Below are 17,478 nucleotides of genomic sequence, written 5' to 3'. Positions count from 1 at the left end.
TTCCGTTCAGACCAGGTACTGGGTCAGGCCGCGCTTGACGAAGCGCCCGTCGCCCTTGGAGCCGAGGTACCGGTCGCCGTCGACGACGACCTTGCCGCGCGAGATGACGGTGTCGACGTGGCCGTCGATCTCGTAGCCCTCCCACGCGGAGTGGTCCATGTTCATGTGGTGCGTCTTGTTCACGCCGATCGAGGTGTGCCCGTTCGGGTCGTAGACGACGATGTCGGCATCCGCACCGGGCTGGATGACGCCCTTCTGCCCGTAGAGCCCGAACATGCGCGCCGGGGTGGTCGAGGTGAGCTCGACCCAGCGCTCGAGCGTGATCTCGCCGGTCACGACGCCCTGGTACATGAGGTCCATGCGGTGCTCGACCGAGCCGATGCCGTTCGGGATCTTGCGGAAGTCGCCCAGCCCGAGCTCCTTCTGGCCCTTCATGCAGAAGGGACAGTGGTCGGTCGAGACCATCTGGAGGTCGTTGGTGCGCAGGCCCTGCCACATGGCGTGCTGGTGCCCCTCGGCCCGGGCCCGCAGCGGCGTCGAGCACACCCACTTGGCGCCCTCGAAGGCGCCCCACTCTTCGCTGGATGCGCCGAGCTGCTCCTCGAGCGAGAGGTAGAGGTACTGCGGGCAGGTCTCGCCGAAGACGTTCTGGCCGCGGTCGCGGGCGGCGGCGAGCTGCTCGACCGCCTGCTTCGCCGAGACGTGCACGACGTAGAGGGGGGCGCCGGTCAGCCGGGCGATCATGATCGCGCGGTGGGTGGCCTCCTCTTCCATCTCCCACGCCCGGGCGATGCCGTGGAAGTAGGGGTCGGTCTTGCCGGCCTCGGCGAGCTGCGCCGCGAGCACGTCGATCACGGGACCGTTCTCGGCGTGCATCATCGTGAGCAGCCCCGTGTCGGCCGACACCTGCATGGCCTTCAGGATCTGCGCGTCGTCGGAGTAGAAGACGCCCGGGTAGGCCATGAAGAGCTTGAAGCTCGTGATGCCCTCGTCGACGAGCTTCGGCATGACGGCGAGCGAGTCGGCGTCGACGCCGCCGATGATCTGGTGGAAGCCGTAGTCGATCGCGCACTCGCCCGCGGCCTTCTCGTGCCAAGCGGCGAGGCCGTCCATGACCTTCTGGCCGTAGGTCTGCACGGCGAAGTCGATGATCGTCGTCGTGCCGCCGTGGGCGGCCGCGCGGGTGCCCGTCTCGAAGGTGTCGGAGGCGTTGGTCCCGCCGAAGGGCAGCTCCATGTGGGTGTGCGCGTCGATGCCGCCCGGGATGACGTACTTGCCGCTCGCGTCGACGACCGTGTCGACGGAGGCCGTGAGGTCGGTGCCGAGCAGCTGCGAGCCGGGCTCGAGGACGGCGACGATCTTCTCGCCGTCGACCAGCACATCCGCCGCCGCACGCCCCGTGGCCGACACGACGGTGCCGCCCGTGATGAGTGTGGTTGCCATGGTGACTCCTTCGTCTACGGCTTCGCGATCTCGGTGTAGGTCTCCGGGCGACGGTCGCGGTAGAACTGCCAGTCGTCGCGCATCTCCTGCACGAGGTTCATGTCGAGGTCGCGCACCAGGAGCTCCTCGTGCTCGCCCGAGCCGCGCTCGCCGACGAAGTTGCCGCGCGGGTCGATGACGTTGCTCGTGCCGTAGAAGTTGACCGCCTCGGCGCCGTACTCGTTGTCCTCGAGGCCGACGCGGTTGGGCTGCAGCACGAAGTAGCCGTTCGCGACGGCGGCCGCGGGACCCTCGACCTCCCACAGGCGGTTGGAGAGGCCGGGCTTGGTGGCGTTCGGGTTGAAGACGATGTGGGCGCCGCGCAGGCCGTACTCGCGCCATCCCTCGGGGAAGTGGCGGTCGTAGCAGATGTAGGTGCCGATCGGGCCGACGGCCGTCTCGAACACCGGGTAGCCGAGGTTGCCGGGCCGGAAGTAGAACTTCTCCCAGAACTTCTCGACGTGCGGGATGTGCACCTTGCGGTACTTGCCGAGGATGGAGCCGTCGGCGTCCACCACGACGGTCGTGTTGTAGTACACGCCCGTCTGCTCCTCCTCGTAGATGGGGAGGATCGTCACGACGCCGAGCTCCTTGGCGATCGCGGCGAAGCGCTGCACGATCGGGCCGTCGGCCGGCTCGGCGTAGCGGTAGTACTTCTTGTCCTGCGTGATGCCGAAGTACGGACCGTAGAACAGCTCCTGGAAGCACATGACCTGCGCGCCGTCGGCGGCCGCGTCACGGAGGAAGCCCTCGTGCTTGTCGAGCATGGATTCCTTGTCGCCGGTCCAGGTGGTCTGGCTGATGGCGGCGCGTACGACGGTCATGCGGTGACTCCTTGCAGTTGCTTTTTGTTATCTTTCGACGTAAACATTTCTCTGACGTTACGCACTGTGACGTAGGCGTAAAACTACGGCGGTTTGAGTGAAGTCGGTAGCCCTTTCCATCGAAGAGCGATCCCCGCACGGGATCGCCACCGGGATCGCGCGTCTCATCACGACGGGCGACCTCGCCCCGGGCGACCGGCTGCCCACGGTGCGCGAGCTGGCATCCGAACTGGGCGTCTCCCCCGCGACCGTCTCGCACGCCTGGCAGACCCTCAGCTCGGCCGGGCTCATCACGAGCCGCGGCCGCAGCGGCAGCTTCGTGCGGGCGGAACCGCGCGAGTGGCTGCCCCGGCGCTACCGCGGCCTCGACGGTCAGCTCGACGCGCGCCTCGACCTCTCGCGCGGCACCCCCGACCCGGAGCTGCTGCCCGCGCTCGGCCCCGCGCTCGCCCGGGTGGGGGCGCGCGCCGACACCACGAGCTACCAGGCCAAGCCCGACATCCCCGAGCTGCACGACCTGCTGCGGGCCACCTGGCCCGCACCCGTCGAATCGATCACCGTGCTCAACGGCGCCCTCGACGCGATCGACCGCGCGCTCGCCGCGCTCGTGCGCTTCGGCGACCGCGTCGTCGTCGAGAACCCCACCTTCCCGCCGTTCATCGACCTGCTCGACCACTACGGCCTCGAGCCCGTGGGGGTGGAGCTGGACGCCGAGGGGATGCGGCCGGAGGCGTTCTCGGCGGCGCTCGGCTCCGCCCCCGCGATCGTGCTGCTGCAGCCGCGCGCCCACAACCCCACGGGCATCTCGATGACCGCCGAGCGCGCAGAGCAGCTCGCCGGCATCCTCGAGCGCAGCCGCATCGCGCAGGACGCGATCGTCATCGAGGACGACCACTCGGGCGCGATCAGCTCCTCACCCGACGTGACGCTCGCCCGCTGGCTGCCGCAGCGCGTACTGCACGTGCGCTCGTTCTCGAAGTCGCACGGCCCGGACCTGCGCATCGGCGCGATCGGCGGACCGCGCCCGCTCGTCGACCGCGTCGTGGCGCGGCGCCTGCTCGGGCCCGGCTGGACCTCGCGGATGATGCAGGCGATCCTGCACGAGCTGCTCACACATCCGAGCTCCACGCTCGCGATCGACGAGGCGCGCTGGGCCTACGCGGGCCGCCAGGCGGCGCTCGCCGAGGCGGTGCGCGAGGCGGGCGGCTGGCTCGCGGGCGGCGACGGCATCAACGCCTGGCTGCGCGTCGCCGACGAGCGCGCCGCGATCGTGCAGCTCGCGGCGGTCGGCATCCGCGTGGCGGCGGGCGGGCCGTTCCAGCTCGGCGAGGCGCAGGACCCGCACATCCGCGTGACGGTCGGCGCGCTCCGCGACGAGATCGCGACGGTCGGCGCGGCACTCGCCGTGGCGCAGAACGCGAGCTGACGCCGCGGGCACCCTCCGCGGGTTGAGTAGCCCGCGCAGCGGGCCACCCCTCCGCTGGTTGAGTAGCCCGCGCAGCGGGCGTATCGAAACCCATGCAGACCCGCAGGGTGAGGCCTCACGGAGGAAAGACGCCCCGTCGAGGGGCGCCTTTCCTGGTTTCGATACACCGCCTTCGGCGGCACTCAACTAGCGGGAGGGGTGACGCGCGGCGGCGCGGTATCGTGGGGGCAGCCGGGTCCGACCTGACCCGTCGCACGTCGTTCCCGCCATGAGGTTCGGCTCCCCCTCTATGCCCCTGCCCGCATACACCGGAGAAACCTCATGGCCCCGCGCTTCGCGCCCCTCGCCCTCGTCCCCGCCCTGCTGCTCGGCGGATGCGCCGCATCCGTCGCCGCACCCGAGACGCCCTCGCCGACACCGACGGCCGCGTTCCCGCTCACGATCGACAACTGCGGCACCGAGGTGACCTTCGACGCCGCACCCGAGCGGGTCGTCACGATCAAGTCGACCTCGACCGAGATGATGCTCGCCCTGGGCGTCGGCGACCGCATCGTCGGCACCGCGTTCCAGGACGGCCCCGTGCCCGAGGAGTGGGCGGATGCCGCGAGCGGCATCCCGAGCCTCGCCGACAAGATGCCGAACGAGGAGACGGTGCTCGCGAGCGAGCCCGACCTCGTCTACGCCGGCTGGGAGTCGGCGTTCAGCGCCGACACCGCGGGCGAGCGGGCCGAGCTGGCCTCGCTCGGGGTGGCGAGCTACGTGCAGCCGGCCGCCTGCCAGAGCGCAGGCCGGCCCGCGAAGCTCGACTTCGACGAGGTGTTCCGCGAGATCGAGCAGGCGGGCGACATCTTCGGCGTGCCGCAGGCGGCCGACGAGCTCGTCGCCGCCCAGCAGGAGCAGCTCGCCGCCATCGAGCCCGCCGACGGCTCCCCCACGGCGCTCTGGTGGTCGTCGGGCACCGACACCCCCTACGTCGGCGCCGGCATCGGCGCCCCCGAGCTGCTGCTCGAGACGGCCGGGCTCACGAACATCGCCGCCGACGTCGACGCCACCTGGGCTCCGCTCGGCTGGGAGGCGATCATCGCCGCCGACCCCGACGTCATCGTGCTCGTCGACTCGGACTGGAACTCCGCCCAGCACAAGATGGAGTACCTCGCCGGGAACCCCGCCACGGCGGCCATGACGGCCGTCACGGAGCAGCGCTACATCGTCGTCCCCTTCGCCGCGAGCGAGGCTGGCGTGCGCAGCGTCTGGGCCGCCGCATCCATCGCGAGCCAGTACGCGGAGCTCGGGCAGAAGTGACCCGCATCGTCGTCGCCGCGATCGCGCTCGGAGCGGCCCTCGTCGCCTCGATCACGGTCGCGGTGACGATCGGCTCGGCCGACCTCTCGGTCGCGGACGTGTGGGGTTCGGTGCTCGCGCACCTCACGGGCGGCACCTCGCCGCTCGACCGACTGCACGACGGCATCGTCTGGCAGCTGCGGCTGCCGCGCATCCTGACCGCCGCCGCGGTCGGGGCGGGTCTCGCCCTCGTCGGCGCGGTGATGCAGGCGGTGACCCGCAACCAGCTCGCCGACCCGTACCTGTTGGGCCTCTCCTCGGGTGCCTCGCTCGGGGCGGTGGCGGTGCTCGTGCTGGGCGTCGGCATCCTGCTGCCGGTGGCGGCGTTCGGCGGAGCGATGCTCGCCCTGCTCGCGACCCTCGGCCTCGCCTCCGCGTTCGGCCCGCTCACCCCGACCCGCACCGTGCTCGCGGGCGTCGCCGTCTCGAGCTTCGCCGCCGCCCTCACGAGCTTCGTGATCTTCTGGACGGCCACGGGCGACTCCTACCGCGAGATCCTCGGATGGCTGCTCGGCTCGCTCGCGGGCGCACGCTGGCCCGAGGCCACGATCGCGGGCGTCGCGATGCTCGTCGTGGGCGTGCCGCTCATGCTGTCGGGTCGCGTGCTCGACGCCTTCGCGTTCGGCGACCGCTCGGCGGCGTCCCTCGGCATCCCCGTGACGGGCACCCGCTGGGCGCTGCTCGGTGCGGGGGCGCTGCTCACGGGCGCGCTCGTCGCGGTGTCGGGCTCGATCGGCTTCGTCGGGCTCGTGCTGCCGCACGCCGTGCGGCTCATGATCGGCCCCGGCAACCGTGCGCTGCTGCCGCTCTCGGCGCTCGCCGGCGGCATCTTCCTCGTCTGGGCGGACACCCTCGCGCGCGCCGCCTTCGACCCGCGCGAGCTGCCGGTCGGCATCGTGACGGCCCTCATCGGCGCCCCCGTCTTCGCGGTGCTGCTCGTGCGCCGCCGGAGCGCGGCATGACCGCGGCATCCCCCGGCGCCGTCGAGGTGCGGGCGGTCACGGTGCGCTCGGGCGCCGCGACGCTCGTCGACCAGGTCGCCTTCGACGCACCGGGCGGCGGCTTCACGGCGCTCGTCGGACCGAACGGCGCCGGCAAGTCGACCCTGCTGCGGGCCATCGCGGGCATCGAGCACGCGGCCTCGGGGATGGTGCTGCTGGACGGCGAGGACCTGCTCGCGCTGCCGCGCCGGGCGCGGGCCCGGATGCTCGCGCTCGTCGAGCAGGACTCCTCGACGGAGCTGCCGCTCACCGGGCGCGAGGTCGCGCGGCTCGGCCGCACCCCGCACGAGTCGATCGTCGGAGGCGGCGACCCCGCATCCGACGCCGTCGTCGAGGAGGCGCTCGCGCTCGCGGGGGCGGGCGACTTCGCGGGCCGCGACGTGACGACGCTCTCGGGCGGCGAGCGGCAGCGCGTGCTGCTGGCCCGCGCGCTCGCCCAGCAGCCGCGCGTGCTGCTGCTCGACGAACCCACCAACCATCTCGACCTCGCGGCGCAGCTCGACGTCGTCCGGCTGGTGGGCGGGCTCACCGCGCGCGGGGTGACCGTGATCGCGGCGGTGCACGACCTGAGCATCGCGGCCGCCCACGCCGACGCGGTCGTCGTGCTCGCGGGCGGCCGGGTCGTGGCGGCGGGCCCGACCGAGGCGACGCTCACACCCGAGCTCATCGGCGGGGTGTTCCAGGTGGCGGCGAGCTGGACGCGCAACCCGCTCACCGGCCGGCCGCTGCTCGCCGTGGGGCCCCTCTAGGCTCGCGTCCTCCGGCGCGTCACTCGGCGTCGGGCCGCCAGCGCGCGAGCAGCGACGGCGGCAGCGCGAGCACCCGCAGACGCGTGCGGAGCGAGTGGGTGCGGGCGATCGCCCGCCGCACCTCGGCGAGCTCCGCGACCGAGACGGTCGCCGCATCCGGGCGACCGTAGGCCGAGACCTCGACGCTGCCCCGCAGCGCCCGCAGGGCCGCGACGTCCTCGCCGAGCGTGGGCTGCAGACGTTCGGCGAAGGCGCGCGGGGTCTCGGAGTCGGGGGCCGACCAGCCGAAGTCGCGCGCCGTGTCGCGCAGCTCCTCCCAGGCGGCGGCCGCGGGATCCGGCCCCCGCCGCATCCGCCGGATCCGGCGTGCCCGCACGACCGCGCGGAAGGCGCCCGGAACGGCGAGCAGCGCGATCACCCCGGCGAGCACGGCGAGCGAGATCGCGACCGCGGGGCTCGACTGCCGGGTCTGCTCGTCGGGCAGGGCGCCCGACTCGTCGCGGTCGGGGCGCGCGTCGGGCGCGGTCGTCGCGGTCGGCAGCGGCGTCGGCGAGCTCTCGTCCTCGGGGGTGGTCGGGTCGTCGACGAGCTCCTCACCGTAGTCCGGCACCGAGCCGCGGCCCGGCGTCGGCTCGAAGCGCAGCCACCCGACGCCCTCGAAGTAGAGCTCCGGCCAGGCGTGCAGGTCGTTCGAGCTCACCTGGTACTCCGCGACCCCGTCGACGAGCACGCGCTCACCCGGCTGGAAGCCCACAGCGATCCGCGAGGGGATGCCGAGCACGCGTGCCATGACGGCCATCGCGGAGGCGTAGTGCACGCAGTAGCCGACCTTCTTCTCGAGGAACGCCGCGAGCGCGTCCATGCCCGAGCCGTCGAAGCCCTCCTCGACCGGGGCGTCCTCGGAGTAGGCGAAGGGGGCGGAGCGCAGGTAGCTCTGCAGGGCGAGCGCCTGGGCGTAGGCACCCTGGGCGTCGGCCGTCGCCTGGAACGCGGTCGTCGTGACGATGTCGGGCACCTGGGGCGGCAGCGCGAGTGTCTGGGCCGCGAGCCCCTGCGGCACGGCGACGCGCTCGAGCTGATCGAGGGTCGGGTCGACCTCGAGGAAGTCGACCGTGTACTCCTGGCCGCGCGCGCTCGTGCCGGCGGAACGCACGGAGAGGCCGTCGGCATCCCACGTCCAGTCGCCCACGACACCGTCGACCCTCTGCGCCGGGTACGGCACGGGGAGCCAGCGGCTGAGCACCTGCGCGACGTCGACGTCCACCTGGACCGCCTGGGTGGAGACGGTGGCGCCGAGGCCCGGCGGGTCGGGGAAGTCGCCGAGGTCGCTGCCGGACCCGGTGTCGCCGAAGACGGGGCCCCAGGTGTCGCCGGTGAAGTTGAGCAGCGTCGTGAGCCGCAGGTAGACGGGTTCGGTGGCGTTCGTGGTGTAGCTGAGCGCGAGCACCGGATCGCCGCGGCGCAGATCGTCGCCGAGGGTGACGAGCGGGTTGACGCCCGTGCGGACGCCGGCGACGGGCGCGGAGTCCTCCTGCACGGCCGGAAGCGCGAACGGCGCGACGAGCGATCCGACGAGTGCCGTCGCGCCGACGAGCAGGGTGACCCGTCGGCTGTCGCGACGACGCCCGATGCGCAGGATCGCGAGGTAGAGCACGGCGGTCAGCACGAACCAGAACGTCTCGGTCAGCTCGGCGCGCACCGCCATCGGGATCGCGAGGATGACGCCGAGCGGGAACGCGACGAGCGCGGGCCGCCCGGCGGCGACCACGACGTCGCTGAACCACGCGGAGGCGATCATGAGCATCGCGATGAGCATGACGATGCCGAGTTCGGGGCTCGCGGGCACCCGCTGCTCGACGATCGAGGCGATGCCGGAGCGCAGGATGGCGCCCCACCGCTCGAAGGTGCCCGGCGTCGGGATGACCCCGAGCAGGGCGGTGTCGGCCGCGTAGCCGAGGGTCAGCAGCGCGACGCCCACCGCGAGCGAGACGGCGGGCGGCCAGGCGCGACCGCGCAGCAGCGAGCGCGCGACCCGTGCCGCGAGCAGCACGGCCGCCGCGAAGCCGGCGCCCACCACCCACCAGGTGACGCCCTCGAGCACGGCCGTGAGCCCCGCGAGCGCCGTGAGGAGCGCACCGAGCGGGAGGGTGAACCGCGACCACGGCGCGGGCGGGCGACGCGGTGCGGGGGCGCGCCTGCGGGCGGGCGCGGGAGCGGCGCTCGGCCGCCGGGTGTCAGTGAGCGCCACGGATGAACCCCGCCTCCGTCGCCGAGGATCGCCACGCATCCGCGAGGTCGTCGCGCGAGGTCACGTCGATGCACATCCAGCCCGCGTCGACGAGCCGTTCGCGCGAGGACGAGCGCATGCCGAGCAGGAACGCCGTGCCCGCCTGTCCCGGGCGGCGCTGCCGCAGCACCCAGTCGACGACCTCCTCGGAGGCGTCGCCGAGCACCGCGAACGTGGGACCGGCGGCGTCGGCGGATGCCGCGGGCGGCATCCCCTCGCCCGTCCGGTCGAGCAGCCGCAGCGCCGCGAGGCTCGTGAGGAACGACTCGATGCGCTGCCCGCCCTCCCAGCGCTCGCCGATCGGTTCGATCTGCTGCGCGGCCGACTCCCGCACCTCCACGCGGAAACCCGCCTCGTCGAGGTGCACCGCGAGCGAGGCGAGCATCCGCACCGCCCACTCGAACGACTCCGACAGCGGCGACGGCGGCCAGCCGATGAGGTCGGGCTCGGCATCCGGGTAGCCGCTCAGGCGCGTGTCGATCACGATGCGCGCGTCGGGGTGGCTGCGGTGCTCCTCCTGGCGCACCATGAGCTCGCCGTGCCGGGCGGAGGCCCGCCAGTGCACGCGCCGCAGGGCATCGCCGAAGCGGTACTCGCGCGTGGAGAGGTCGTCGTCGTTGCCGACCGCGCGGCGCTGCACGAGCTGCGCCGTGCCGTCGCCGTCGATGAGCACGGGGCCGCCGTCGGGCAGGTCGACGACGGCGGGCACGACCGTGAGCCGGTCGACGCCGCCGATCGCGGTGAGCGCCCGGACCATGCCGAACGGGTCGGCGTACTCGACCACGAGCGGGCCGATCGGGAACAGCCCGCGCCGGGGCGGGTGCACCTCGTAGCCGATCGTCGCGGTGCGCTTCTCGACCGAGCCGATGCGGATGGGGGCGAGCAGCTGCGCGTCCTGCTCCTCGCGCCACGGGATCGCGTCGTTCCAGAGCAGCGCGGGGGTCGTCGCGGAGCCCGTGTTCCGCACCCGCAGCGTCGCGTGGGCGATGGCGCCCGCCGAGACGACGGGAGGCGAGAACATCCGGATGACGTCGAGCTTCGGACGCCGCAGCCGGCCCACGAGCAGCCCGCCGAGCGACAGCAGCAGCGCGAACGCCCCCACCACGAGCAGTTCCGCGCGCCCGAGGGGGTAGGCGGCCATGAAGCACCCCGCCCCCGCGACCAGGGTCGCCCATCCGCGCGCCGTCAGCCGCAGGCTGCGGGAACGGCGGAGCGGCGACGGCTCGGGCACGGGCGGATGCGGGTCAGGCCGGGCCTGCGGCGCCGAGCGGCACCGGGGTGGCCTGCACGATGCGCGCCGCGATCTCGGCGAGCGCCTCGCGCCCGTAGCCGCCGGAGGACTTCGCGGCCATCAGGCGGTGGGCGAGCACCGGCACGGCGAGCGCGTCGATGTCGTCGGGCAGCACGAAGTCGCGGCCGTCGAGGGCGGCGCGCGCCTTCGCGGCGCGCACCAGCTGCAGGGTCGCCCGCGGGCTCGCGCCGAGGCGCAGCTCCTTGTCGACGCGCGTGGCGGCGGCGATCGCGACCGCGTAGTGCTCGACGGCGGGGCTCACGAACACGTCCCGCACGGTGAGGACCATCTGCCGCAGCCGCTCGATCGTGACGACGGGGCGCAGCTCGTCGAGCGGGCTGCCCTGCTCGCGCGTGCGGAGCATCGCCGCTTCGTTCGCGGCATCCGGGTAGCCCATCGAGATGCGCGCCATGAAGCGGTCGCGCTGCGCCTCCGGGAGGGCGTAGGTGCCCTCCATCTCGACCGGGTTCTGGGTGGCGATGACCGTGAACGGGTCGGGCAGCACGTGGGTGGCGCCGTCGACCGAGACCTGACGCTCCTCCATCGACTCGAGCAGGGCCGACTGGGTCTTGGGGCTCGCCCGGTTGATCTCGTCGCCGATGACGATGTTGGCGAAGATGGGGCCCGGCTTGAACTCGAACTCGCGCTCGGCCTGGTTGTAGACGGACACGCCCGTGATGTCGGAGGGCAGCAGGTCGGGCGTGAACTGGATGCGGTTGACGGTGCAGTCGACGCTCTTGGCGAGCGCCCGGGCCAGCATCGTCTTGCCGACGCCCGGCACGTCCTCCACGAGCAGGTGCCCCTCGGCGAGCAGCACGGTGGTGGCGAGTTCGATCGCGTCGCGCTTGCCGTCGATGACCGTCTCCACGGCCGCCATGACGGCGCGCGAGTCGAGCAGGAACTCGGCGGTGGACAGGGCTCCCGCGGAGGTGTCGGCGTCGATGCCGACGTGCTCCCCGGATTCGGGCAGGCGTTCCATCTCCCGAGTCTCGCACGCCCTTGTAGATCCGTCACGTACCGGCCGCCTCCCGCCCTCCGTGCCACCTCCGTTCGTGTCAAACGCTGCAGCGGTCGGCCACGAGCGGCAGGGATTGCTGACGCCCGACGCCGAAGAGTGGCGCGCGAAGGTCAGTCGGAGTGCGTCGCAAGGCCCGCCGCGTACCCCTCGGCGTAGGCCTCCTGCGAACCCTGGCGGAACATGTCGCGGTCGGATGCGCGCTGCAGGGCCCGCGCACCCGGCACGTCGAGCCCCGTGACGAGGTGCCCGAGGCCCCGGATGACCGCCACCGGTCGGCCGGCCGCCTTGCCCTTGACGAGCTCGGCCGCCGCCGCGAGCTCGTCGGCGACCGCGGGGGCGGTGACGTGCAGGGTCTTGCCGTTCGCATCCGCGGTGCCCGCGAGCTGCTCGAGCACGGTGACCCCCGCCGCGCCGATCGCCTGATCGGTCTGACCCTCGCGCCACGGACGGCCGAAGGTGTCGGTGAGGATGACCCCCACCCGGATGCCGAGCCTGTCGCGCAGCACCTGGGCGATGTGCAGGGCGGAGCGGTCGGGGTTCTCGGGGAGCAGCAGCACATGGCCGTCGGGGGCGTTCGAGGCGTCGACGCCCGCCGCCGCCATGACGAGCCCCTGCCGGTTCTCGACGATGCGCGTCGTGCCCGAGCCGTCGGCGTGCGCCCGCTCGGCGACGAGTCGCACGGTCTCGGCCGTGATCGCGTCCTCACGGTCGGCGGCCGCGACGATGCGACCCTCCGCCTTGCTGACGATCTTGCTCGTGATCGCGACGATGTCGCCGTCGCGCGCGACGCCCGCGAGCGCGTCCCCGAGGATCCCCGCCACGTCATCCCCCGGCCGGAACTCGGGCAGCCCGAGCAGCGCGAACACACTGAACTCGGGCCCCACGTTCGTCACACCCCCATCCTCTCAACCCGTGCCGCTGACCGGTCGGTTTCTGGCCCCAAACCGGCGGTTTGGGGCCAGAAACCGACCGATCACGTGGGTGGGCGCGCACGGCCGGATGTGGCCGAGCGATGGCAGCATCCACGTTGCGGGGTGGCGGCGGGAGGCGGAGAGTGGGGGCATGACCCAGGCATTGCTCGTCATCGACGTCCAGGAGTCGTTCCGCAGCACGGAGCGGTGGCAGACGATCTCGAACCCGTCAGTGGTGGATGCGGTCGCACGCCTCGTCGCGCGGTTCCGCGAGCACGGCTCGCCCGTGTTCTGGATCCTGCACGCCGACCCGGGATCCGGCAACGCCTTCGACCCGGAGAACGGCCTCGTGCAGGTGCTGGCCGAGCTCGAGCCGGCGCCCGGCGAGCAGCTGCTCGTGAAGACCACGATCAACGCCTTCACCTCGACGGACCTCGAGGAGTTGCTGCGCGCGGAGGGCGTCGACGAGGTCGTGCTGTGCGGCATCCGCACCGAGCAGTGCGTCGAGCCGACCGCCCGGATCGCCACCGACCTGGGCTTCGCGACGACGGTCGTCATCGACGCGACCGCCACCAACCCGGCGGGTGCGCTGAGCGCCCGCGAGGTGATCGAGCGCACCGCCGAGGTGCTCGCGGCGCGCGAGTTCGCCGAGGTCGTGACGCTCGAATCGCTCGGGCTCGCGGCGCCGGTCAGCGGCTGAGGCGGGGCAGCACCTCGCGGCCGAAGACCTCGAGGAAGCGCGCCTGCTCGCGCGACACGTCGTGCAGGTAGACGCGGTCGAAGCCGAGGTCGAGGTAGCGCTGGATGTGGGCGCGGTGCACCTCGGGGTCGTCGGAGATCAGCACGCGGCCCTCGAAGTCCTCCGGGCGCACCGTGCGGGCGATCTGCTCCAGCTCGAACGGCGAGCGGATGTCGGACTTCGGGAAGCGCATCCCCGCGTTCGGCCACTCCCGCAGCGCGTTCGCCACCGCCTCCGCGTGCGTCGGCGCCCAGCTGAGGTGCAGGCGGATGATGCGCGTCTGGCCGCGCGGGTCGCGGCCCGCCTCGCGGGAGCCCTCCGCGAAACGCTGCAGCAGCGGCGCCACCTTCTCGACGGGCGCCCCGTCGACGACGATGCCGTCGACCGTGCGGCCCGCGCGCTTCGCCGTCACGGGGCCGGCGGTGCCGATCAGGATCGGCGGGGCGGCATCCGGCATCGTCCACAGCCGGGTCGACTCGAGCTTGTAGTACCGCCCCTCGTGACGTACGTCGCGCCCGGCGAGGGATGCCGTGAACAGTTTCCGGATGATGTCGACCGCCTCGAACATCCGGTCGATGCGCTCGGGCGCCTCGGGCCAGTACCGCCCGACGACGTGCTCGTTGATGGCCTCGCCCGAGCCGATGCCGAGCCAGTGCCGGCCCGGGTACATGGCGGCGAGTGTCGCCGAGGCCTGCGCCACCATCGCCGGATGCCAGCGGAAGGTGGGCGCCGTGACCCCCGTGCCGAGATCCCCCGCCGTGACCTGCCCGAGCGCCGACAGCACGTTCCACACGAAGCTCGCCTGGCCCTGCTGCGGGATCCACGGCTGGAAGTGGTCGGCGGCCATGACACCCGTGAAGCCCGCCGCCTCCGCCTGCTGCGCGAGCGCGATCACCTCGCCCGGCGCGAAGCGCTCGAGCATGGCGGCGTAGCCGATGTGGGGGCGGGTCACTCCCCCATCATCCCGTGTCCATCGCGATCGCGGGTCGGTATCCGGTGTTGCAGAGTACCGGTAGTCAGTGTTACCGTTTACCGGTAGTCAATGACACCGGGTAGTGGAGAGGCGGAACGTGGGCAAGCAGACGACCGAGATGCTCAAGGGCTTCCTCGAGGGCATCGTGCTCGCGGCGATCGGCCGCACCCCCGCACACGGCTACGAGATCACCTCGTGGCTGCGCGAGCAGGGCTTCACCGACCTCGTCGAGGGCACCGTCTACGCGGTGCTGCTGCGCATCGAGCAGCGCGGGCTCGTCGACATCGAGAAGGTGCCGTCGGAGAAGGGCCCGCCGCGCAAGGTGTACACCCTCAACGCGCGCGGCCGCGACGCCCTGGACGAGTTCTGGGGCAACTGGAGCTTTCTGGCCGAGCGGCTGGAGCGCCTGCACGACGAAGGAGAACAGCAATGACCCCGAAATGGATCGAGGCGGTCACCGGATCGCTCGAGCAGAAGAAGCAGTACCGGGCGGCTCGCGCCCGCATCGACGCACTCCCCGAGCCCTACCGCGCCGGAGCGAAGGCGGTCGAGCGCTACCTCATGTACTCGGGCGGCGTCACCGACGGCGACACCCTGGTGCGGATGTCCGGCGACCTCGCCGAGCTGTGGGAGCGCGCCGCCGCCGACGGGACGGCACTGCACGAGATCCTGGGCGACGATCCCGTCGAGTTCGTCGACGCCTTCCGCGCCGCGTACACGGGCACGGAGTGGCTCGACAAGGAGCGCGCGCGGCTGCGCCGGGCCGTCGCCGAGGCGGAGGGCGGCGCGTCGTCATGACCGCGGATGCCGCCATCCGCGTCACCGGGCTCGAGAAGTCCTACGGCAGCCTGCGGGTGCTGCGCGGCGTCGACCTCGAGGTCGCGCCCGGCAGCATCCACGCCCTGCTCGGCTCGAACGGCGCCGGCAAGACGACGCTCGTGCGCATCCTGGCGACCCTCCTCCGGGCGGATGCGGGCGAGGCACGCGTCGACGGGCACGACGTCGCCGCCCAGCCCGCCCGCGTGCGCGAGGCGATCAGCCTCACCGGCCAGTTCGCGGCCGTCGACGACATGCTCACGGGACGTGAGAACCTCGCACTCGTCGCGCGACTGCGCCACGAGACCGACCCGGGTGCCGTCGCCGACGCACTGCTCGCGCGCTTCTCGCTCACCGAGGCGGGCGCGCGCCGCGCAGCCACCTACTCCGGCGGCATGCGGCGCCGGCTCGACATCGCGATGAGTCTCATCGGCAGCCCGCGCGTCATCTTCCTCGACGAGCCCACGACGGGCCTCGACCCCGAGGCGCGGCTCGAGGTGTGGGATGCGGTGAAGGAGCTCGCCCGCGGCGGCACCACGGTGCTGCTGACGACGCAGCAGCTCGAGGAGGCCGAGCAGTTGGCCGACCGGATCGCCATCCTGCACCGCGGGCGGATCATCGTCGACGGCACGCTCGCCGAGCTGACCGCCCTGCTGCCGGCCTCCGAGGTGCAGTACGTGCAGAAGCAGCCGACGCTCGAGGAGATCTTCTTCGCCCTCGTCGGCGAGCGCGAAGGCGGCGAGGAGGACGCGGCATGACCCTCGCACACGCACTCTCCGACACGGCCGCCCTCACCGGCCGCACGCTCCGCCACGTGACGCGCAGCCTCGACACCGTCATCACGACCGCGATCATGCCGGTCGGCATCATGGCGCTGTTCGTGTTCGTGTTCGGCGGCGCGATCGACACCGGCGGCGTCGCCTACGTCGACTACCTGCTGCCCGGCATCCTGCTGATCACCGTGGCGTCCGGCGTCTCGTACACCTCCTACCGCCTCTTCATGGACCTCACGGGCGGCATCTTCGAGCGCTTCCAGTCGCTGCCGATCGCCCGCACGGGCGTGCTCTGGGCGCACGTGCTCACCTCGCTCGTCGCGAACCTCGTGTCGCTCGTCATCGTCGTGGGCGTGGCGCTGCTCATCGGCTTCCGCACGGGGGCGGATGCGGGAGCCTGGCTCGCCGTGGTCGGCATCCTCGTGCTGTTCACACTCGCGCTCACCTGGCTCGCCGTGATCGCGGGGTTGAGCGCGAGCTCGGTGGAGGGTGCGGGGGCGTTCGCCTACCCGCTCATCTTCCTGCCGTTCGTGAGCTCGGCGTTCGTGCCGACCGAGACGATGCCGGGGCCGGTTCGCTGGTTCGCCGAGAACCAGCCGGTCACCTCGATCGTCGACAGCATCCGCGCGCTGTTCGCGCAGCAGCCGGTGGGCTCGGAGCTCTGGATCGCGCTCGCCTGGTGCGTCGGCATCCTGGCCGCCGCGGTCGTGGCCGCCGGGCTCGTGTACCGGCGCCGCTTCGCCTGAGCCTCCGGCGCGCGTCCTACGGGCGCAGCAGCACCTTGATGGCGCGGCGCTCGTCCATCGCGCGGTATGCGTCGGCCACCTCGGACATCGGCAGTTCGAGGTCGAAGACGGCGCCCGGCTGCAGGCGCCCGTCCCACACCTCCGGCAGCAGCTCCTCGATGTAGTTGCGCACGGGGGCGACGCCGCCGCGCACCCCGACGTTGGTGCCGAACATGACGCGCAGCGGCAGCTCGGGGCCGCCGTTCGGCACGCCCACGAAGCCCACCTGGCCGCCGGGCCGCGCGGAGCGGAGCGCCTGATCCATCGACTCCTTCGTGCCCACGCACTCGAGCACCACATCCGCCCCGACGCCGCCCGTCAGCTCGCGGATGCGGGCCACGCCCTCCTTGCCGCGCTCCTCGACGAGCTCGGTCGCGCCGAAACGGCGCGCAAGCGCCTGGCGGTCGGCGTGCCGCGACATGGCGATGATCCGGTCGGCGCCGAGACGCGCGGATGCCAGCACCGCGCACAGCCCGACCGCGCCATCCCCCACCACGACGACCGTCTTGCCGGGCCCCACGCCGCCCGAGACGGCGGCGTGGTGGCCCGTGCCCATGACGTCCGACAGGGTCAGCAGGTGCGGCACGAGCGCGTCGTCCGGCATCGACGGGGTCGCCACGAGCGAGCCGTCGGCGTGCGGAACCCGCACCCGCTCGCCCTGCCCGGCGTCGGCGAAGGCGCCCATCCGGTCGTCCTCACCCCACCATCCGCCGTTCAGGCACGAGGTCGAGAAGCCGTTCAGGCAATTGACGCAGGCCATGCAGCAGTCGTAGAAGGGGGCGATCACGAAGTCGCCGACCTTGATCCTGCGGACCTCTGGCCCCACCTCCTCGACGACCCCCACGAACTCGTGGCCGATGCGGTGCGGCTCGTCCGTCGGCGTGACACCGCGGTACGGCCACAGGTCCGAACCGCACACGCAGGCCGCCACGACCCGCACGATCGCGTCGCCGCCGGTCGACAGCCGCGGATCGGGCACCTCCTCGAAGCGGATGTCGCCGGGGGCATGGATGAGCGTCGCGTGCATGCTCCGAGGCTACGCGGATGCGCGGCGGCCGCGCC

17 protein-coding genes are annotated in these 17,478 nt (G+C 72.7%); 9 read left to right on the top strand and 8 right to left on the bottom strand.

Annotated features, from left to right (window positions below):
• Window positions 1-6: 6 nt before the first annotated feature.
• Together hydA and D7I47_RS10000 are read right to left on the bottom strand one after the other, a co-directional pair.
• Window positions 7-1,443: a dihydropyrimidinase gene (gene hydA / locus D7I47_RS10005; RefSeq protein ID WP_120762906.1), complete on the bottom strand. Its 1,437-nt coding sequence runs from the start codon at window positions 1,441-1,443 to the stop codon at window positions 7-9.
• A 14-nt stretch (window positions 1,444-1,457) separates the two neighbouring features.
• Window positions 1,458-2,306, bottom strand: a complete 849-nt coding sequence (locus tag D7I47_RS10000) for a nitrilase-related carbon-nitrogen hydrolase (protein WP_120762905.1) — start codon at window positions 2,304-2,306, stop codon at window positions 1,458-1,460.
• A 97-nt stretch (window positions 2,307-2,403) separates the two neighbouring features.
• Here D7I47_RS10000 and D7I47_RS09995 point away from each other — a divergent pair, with 97 nt between their 5' ends.
• The 4 genes from D7I47_RS09995 (at window position 2,404) to D7I47_RS09985 (ending at window position 6,823) form a co-directional block, all read left to right on the top strand.
• Window positions 2,404-3,732 carry an aminotransferase-like domain-containing protein gene (locus tag D7I47_RS09995; RefSeq protein ID WP_227000599.1) on the top strand — a complete coding sequence of 443 codons (1,329 nt, stop codon included), beginning with the start codon at window positions 2,404-2,406 and terminating at the stop codon, window positions 3,730-3,732.
• Window positions 3,733-4,053: 321 nt separating this feature from the next.
• Complete coding sequence (locus D7I47_RS15075; RefSeq protein WP_227000597.1) at window positions 4,054-5,034, top strand: putative F420-0 ABC transporter substrate-binding protein; 981 nt, start codon at window positions 4,054-4,056, stop codon at window positions 5,032-5,034.
• Window positions 5,031-6,035: a putative F420-0 ABC transporter permease subunit gene (locus tag D7I47_RS15070; protein WP_227000596.1), complete on the top strand. Its 1,005-nt coding sequence runs from the start codon at window positions 5,031-5,033 to the stop codon at window positions 6,033-6,035. The genes D7I47_RS15075 and D7I47_RS15070 overlap by 4 nt, the downstream gene beginning before the upstream one ends.
• Window positions 6,032-6,823, top strand: coding sequence for an ABC transporter ATP-binding protein (locus D7I47_RS09985; protein ID WP_120762904.1), 792 nt, complete (start codon window positions 6,032-6,034; stop codon window positions 6,821-6,823). The genes D7I47_RS15070 and D7I47_RS09985 overlap by 4 nt, the downstream gene beginning before the upstream one ends.
• A 19-nt stretch (window positions 6,824-6,842) precedes the next feature.
• Here D7I47_RS09985 and D7I47_RS09980 read toward each other — a convergent pair whose 3' ends face one another.
• From D7I47_RS09980 to cofE, 4 genes are all read right to left on the bottom strand, one after another.
• Window positions 6,843-9,071: a transglutaminase TgpA family protein gene (locus D7I47_RS09980; RefSeq protein WP_120762903.1), complete on the bottom strand. Its 2,229-nt coding sequence runs from the start codon at window positions 9,069-9,071 to the stop codon at window positions 6,843-6,845.
• Window positions 9,058-10,341: a DUF58 domain-containing protein gene (locus D7I47_RS09975; protein WP_120762902.1), complete on the bottom strand. Its 1,284-nt coding sequence runs from the start codon at window positions 10,339-10,341 to the stop codon at window positions 9,058-9,060. Before D7I47_RS09975 ends, D7I47_RS09980 begins: the two co-directional genes overlap by 14 nt.
• A 13-nt stretch (window positions 10,342-10,354) precedes the next feature.
• Entirely contained in the window at window positions 10,355-11,278 is a 924-nt protein-coding gene (locus D7I47_RS09970) for an AAA family ATPase (protein WP_227000975.1), read from the bottom strand.
• A gap of 251 nt (window positions 11,279-11,529) precedes the next feature.
• The gene (gene cofE, locus D7I47_RS09965; RefSeq protein ID WP_227000594.1) at window positions 11,530-12,312 is read right to left on the bottom strand and encodes a coenzyme F420-0:L-glutamate ligase; all 783 of its coding nucleotides are present in this window, start codon (window positions 12,310-12,312) and stop codon (window positions 11,530-11,532) included.
• A 169-nt stretch (window positions 12,313-12,481) separates the two neighbouring features.
• Here cofE and D7I47_RS09960 point away from each other — a divergent pair, with 169 nt between their 5' ends.
• The gene (locus D7I47_RS09960) at window positions 12,482-13,030 is read left to right on the top strand and encodes a cysteine hydrolase family protein (RefSeq protein ID WP_120762900.1); all 549 of its coding nucleotides are present in this window, start codon (window positions 12,482-12,484) and stop codon (window positions 13,028-13,030) included.
• Here the strand turns inward: D7I47_RS09960 and D7I47_RS09955 are convergent.
• Window positions 13,020-13,991: a TIGR03557 family F420-dependent LLM class oxidoreductase gene (locus D7I47_RS09955; protein WP_120763908.1), complete on the bottom strand. Its 972-nt coding sequence runs from the start codon at window positions 13,989-13,991 to the stop codon at window positions 13,020-13,022. The two genes, D7I47_RS09960 and D7I47_RS09955, sit on opposite strands and share 11 nt — an antisense overlap.
• Window positions 13,992-14,139: 148 nt before the next feature.
• Between D7I47_RS09955 and D7I47_RS09950 the strand changes: the two genes are divergently transcribed.
• Genes D7I47_RS09950 through D7I47_RS09935 form a run of 4 tightly spaced genes read left to right on the top strand, consistent with a single transcriptional unit; the run spans window position 14,140 to window position 16,377 of the window.
• Entirely contained in the window at window positions 14,140-14,475 is a 336-nt protein-coding gene (locus D7I47_RS09950; RefSeq protein WP_120762899.1) for a PadR family transcriptional regulator, read from the top strand.
• Window positions 14,472-14,840, top strand: a complete 369-nt coding sequence (locus tag D7I47_RS09945) for a DUF1048 domain-containing protein (RefSeq protein WP_120762898.1) — start codon at window positions 14,472-14,474, stop codon at window positions 14,838-14,840. Before D7I47_RS09950 ends, D7I47_RS09945 begins: the two co-directional genes overlap by 4 nt.
• Window positions 14,837-15,616 (top strand): ABC transporter ATP-binding protein, encoded by a 780-nt coding sequence (locus D7I47_RS09940; protein WP_120762897.1) that lies wholly within the window; start codon window positions 14,837-14,839, stop codon window positions 15,614-15,616. The genes D7I47_RS09945 and D7I47_RS09940 overlap by 4 nt, the downstream gene beginning before the upstream one ends.
• Window positions 15,613-16,377 carry an ABC transporter permease gene (locus tag D7I47_RS09935; protein ID WP_120762896.1) on the top strand — a complete coding sequence of 255 codons (765 nt, stop codon included), beginning with the start codon at window positions 15,613-15,615 and terminating at the stop codon, window positions 16,375-16,377. The genes D7I47_RS09940 and D7I47_RS09935 overlap by 4 nt, the downstream gene beginning before the upstream one ends.
• Window positions 16,378-16,393: 16 nt before the next feature.
• Here D7I47_RS09935 and D7I47_RS09930 read toward each other — a convergent pair whose 3' ends face one another.
• The gene (locus tag D7I47_RS09930) at window positions 16,394-17,443 is read right to left on the bottom strand and encodes a zinc-dependent alcohol dehydrogenase family protein (protein WP_120762895.1); all 1,050 of its coding nucleotides are present in this window, start codon (window positions 17,441-17,443) and stop codon (window positions 16,394-16,396) included.
• Window positions 17,444-17,478 lie beyond the last annotated feature (35 nt).

The sequence above is a fragment of the Protaetiibacter intestinalis genome (assembly GCF_003627075.1).
Lineage (GTDB): Bacteria > Actinomycetota > Actinomycetes > Actinomycetales > Microbacteriaceae > Homoserinibacter > Homoserinibacter intestinalis.
The sequence above is the reverse complement of the archived record's forward strand: the minus strand, read 5'-3'. Positions and strand labels throughout refer to the sequence as shown.